The sequence below is a fragment of the Streptomyces aureus genome (genome assembly GCF_001418135.1).
GTDB classification, from domain to species: Bacteria; Actinomycetota; Actinomycetes; order Streptomycetales; family Streptomycetaceae; genus Streptomyces; species Streptomyces aureus_A.
Genome location: NZ_LIPQ01000619.1, coordinates 1 through 3,948 on the forward strand (window position 1 = coordinate 1; position 3,948 = coordinate 3,948).

The following is a 3,948-nucleotide window of genomic DNA, read 5'->3' on the forward strand; positions in this document are numbered from 1 at the left end:
GGTGTGAGTACCCGCCCGTGCTCCCGGTATCCGCCCGGGTACTCACCTGCCGGACGGGCGGGTACTCACACCCGCTCCGGCTCCTCCCCGTCCACGGTCTCGCCGATGAACGTCCGCCACAGCGTCGCGTACCGGCCGTCCAGGGCCAGGAGCTCCTCGTGGGTGCCGTCCTCCGCGACCCGGCCGTGGTCCATGACGACCACCCGGTCGGCGCGGGCGGCGGTGGTCAGCCGGTGGGCGACGACCAGGGTCGTGCGACGGCCGGCGAGGCGGTCGGTGGCCTGGTTGACCTGGGCCTCGGTGGCCAGGTCGAGGGCGGCCGTGGCCTCGTCGAGGAGCAGGATGTCCGGGTCGACGAGCTCGGCGCGGGCGAGCGCGATGAGCTGGCGCTGACCGGCCGAGAGGTTGCGGCCCCGCTCGGCGACCTCGTGGAGGTAGCCGCCGTCGAGGGTCGCGATCATGTCGTGGGCGCCGACCGCGCGGGCCGCCGCCTCCACCTCGGCGTCGGTCGCGTCGGGACGGCCGTACGCGATGGCGTCGCGGATCGTCCCGGCGAAGAGGTACGCCTCCTGCGGGACGACGCCGAGCCGGTGCCGGTACGCGGTGAGGTCGAGGTCGCGCAGGTCGGTGCCGTCGGCGGTGACCCGGCCGCCCGTCGGATCGTAGAACCGGGCGACCAGCTTGACCAGGGTGGACTTCCCCGCGCCGGTCTCGCCCACGAACGCGACGGTCTGACCGGCCGGGATGCGCAGGTCGATGCCGGTGAGGGCGGTCTCGTCCTTCGGCGCCCCGTCCTCGCCTCCGTACGCGAAGGAGACGTCCTCGAAGGCGATCTCGCCGCGCAGCGAGAGCACGTCCAGGGGTGCGGGCGCGGCGGCCGTCGACGTCGGCTCCTGGAGGAGTTCCTGCATCCGCTTCAGCGAGACGGCGGCCTGCTGGTAGCCGTCGAAGACCTGTGAGAGCTGCTGCACGGGGGCGAAGAACAGGTCGATGTAGAGGAGGTAGGCGACGAGCGCGCCGGTGGTGAGCGTGCCGCCCTCGATGCGGTTCGCTCCGACGATCATGACGGCCGCGGCGGCCACCGAGGACAGCAGGGTGACGAACGGGAAGTAGACGGAGATCAGCCACTGGCCGCGGACGCGCGCCTCGCGGTAGTGGTCGCTGCGCTCGGCGAACCGGGCGGCACCGGACCGCTCGCGGCGGAAGGCCTGCACGATCCGCAGGCCGGAGACGGACTCCTGGAGGTCGGCGTTGACGACGCTGATCCGCTCGCGCGCCAGCTCGTACGCCTTCACGCTGGAGCGGCGGAAGTAGTAGGTGGCGACGGCGAGGACCGGCAGGGTCGCGAAGACCACCAGGGCGAGCTGGAGGTCGAGCACGAGCAGCGCGACCATGATCCCGAAGAAGGTCACGACGGAGACGAAGGCGGTGACCAGGCCCGTCTGCAGGAACGTCGACAGGGCGTCCACGTCCGTGGTCATCCTGGTCATGATCCGGCCGGTGAGCTCGCGCTCGTAGTAGTCGAGACCGAGCCGCTGGAGCTGGGCGAAGATCTTCAGGCGCAGCGCGTAGAGGACCCGCTCGCCGGTACGGCCGGTCATCCGGGTCTCGGCGGTCTGCGCGACCCACTGCACGAGGACGGTGACCAGGGCCAGCGCGGACGCCGCCCAGACGGCGCCGATCGCGAGCCGGTTCACGCCCTCGTCGATGCCGTGCCGGATCAGGACCGGGAGCAGCAGGCCCGCTCCCGCGTCGAGGGCGACCAGGCCGAGGCTGATGAGCAGCGGGGCCCCGAAGCCGCGGAGCAGCCGGCGCAGACCGTAGCTGTCCTCGGGCGAGACGGCGCGGGCCTCGTCGATGCCGGGGGTGTCGGTCGCGGGCGGCAGGGCCTCGACGGCGGCGAGCAGCTCGGGGGTGGCGCCGGGCGCGTCGCTCTCCCGGGCGGCGGTCTCGTCCCGGACCCACAGGGCGGGCGTGAGGCCGCGCTCGGCGTCGAACTCGGCGTCGAGTTCGGCCCGCAGCGTGCCGTCCTCGGGGACCCCGGCCGGGGTGAGGTGGCCGGGCGAGACGGCGCCCAGCTCGTCGGGGTCGGTGAGCAGGCGGCGGAAGAGCGGGGAGCGCTCCTCCAGCTCGGCGTAAGTGCCGATGTCGGCGAGCCGGCCGTCCTCCAGGACGGCGATGCGGTCGGCGAGGCCGAGGGTGGAGCGGCGGTGCGCGATGAGCAGGGTCGTACGGCCCGCCATCACCGCCTTCAGGGCCTCGTGGATCTCGTGCTCGACCTTGGCGTCGACGGCGGAGGTGGCGTCGTCGAGGAGGAGCAGCCGGGGGTCGGTGAGGATCGCGCGGGCGAGGGCGACGCGCTGGCGCTGGCCGCCGGAGAGGGTGAGGCCGTGCTCGCCGACCTTGGTGTCGTACCCCTCGGGCAGCTCGGCGATGAAACGGTCCGCCTGGGCGGCGCGGGCGGCCGCCTCGATCTGCTCCTGGGTGGCCTCCGGGAGGCCGTACGCGATGTTGGCGCGGACGGTGTCGGAGAAGAGGAAGGAGTCCTCGGGGACGAGGCCGATCGCGGCGCGCAGCGAGTCGAGGGTGAGCTCGCGGACGTCGTGGCCGCCGACGAGGACGGCGCCGTGGGTGACGTCGTAGAAGCGCGGGAGGAGCAGGGAGACGGTGGACTTGCCGGAACCGGAGGCGCCGACGACGGCGACGGTCTCGCCGGCGCGGATCTCCAGCGAGAACCCGTCGAGGACGGGGCGCCCGTCGTCGTACGCGAAGGACACGTCGTCGAACTCGACGGTGGCGGGGGCGTCGGCCGGGAGTTCCTTCGTGCCGTCCTGGATGACCGGCTCGGTGTCGACGAGGTCGAGGACGCGGTCGACGCCGGCGCGGGCCTGCTGGCCGACGGTGAGGACCATGGCGAGCATGCGGACCGGGCCGACGAGGGAGGCCAGGTAGGCGGAGAAGGCGACGAAGGTGCCGAGGGTGATCTGGCCGCGGTAGGCGAGCCAGCCGCCGAGGGCGAGGACGGCGACCTGGCCGAGGGCGGGGACGGCCTGGAGGGCCGGGGTGTACCGCGAGTTCAGCCGGATCGTCCGCAGCCGGCCGGCGAACAGCTTCCGCCCGGCCTCGCGGATCTTGCCCGTCTCCTGGTCCTCCTGGCCGAAGCCCTTGACGACCCGGACGCCGGTCACGGCCCCGTCGACGACCCCGGCGACGGCCGCGGCCTGCTGCTGGGCGTGCCAGGTGGCGGGGTGGAGGCGGGTACGGCTGCGCTTGGCGATGAACCAGAGGGCGGGGGCGACGGCGAGGGCGACGAGGGTGAGCGGGAGGGACAGCCAGGCCATGACGCCGAGCGAGATGAGGAAGAGCAGGATGTTCCCGACGGTCATCGGGAGCATGAAGAGAAGCCCCTGGATCAGCTGGAGGTCGCTGGTGGCCCGCCCGATGACCTGCCCGGTCGACAGCTCGTCCTGCCGCCGCCCGTCGAGCCGGGTGATGGTGGCGTACATGTCGGTACGCAGGTCGTGCTGGACGTCCAGGGCGAGGCGGCCGCCGTAGTAGCGGCGGACGTAGGTGAGGGCGTAGACGACGACGGCGGCGCCGATGAGGAGGCCGGTCCAGACCGCGAGGTCCCGGGTCTTCGTCCCGATGACGTCGTCGATGATCACCTTGGTGACCAGCGGCACCAGGGCGAGCACGGCCATGCCGACCAGCGAGGACCCGAGCGCGAGCAACGTGTTCGCCCTGTACCGCCACGCGTACCCGGCGAGCCTGCGCGCCCAGCCCTGCTGTTTTTCCCCGACCGCCGCCACGAGTGGCCTCCCGTTCGTCCTGCTCTACCGGAAGCCCCAACACGGGTGGGCTGCGATTTCATCCCGCCGCAACACATCGGGGCGAGGGTTCGTCCGTAGGTCCCCCCGGGGGCGGGACCGTGGTCCTAGGACCACGCGG

1 protein-coding gene is annotated in these 3,948 nt (G+C 73.0%); it reads right to left on the minus strand.

Translation table 11 applies throughout. The features are described from left to right. Window positions 1-65: 65 nt before the first annotated feature. The gene (locus AOK00_RS35185; protein ID WP_055604176.1) at window positions 66-3,809 is read right to left on the minus strand and encodes an ABC transporter ATP-binding protein; all 3,744 of its coding nucleotides are present in this window, start codon (window positions 3,807-3,809) and stop codon (window positions 66-68) included. Window positions 3,810-3,948 lie beyond the last annotated feature (139 nt).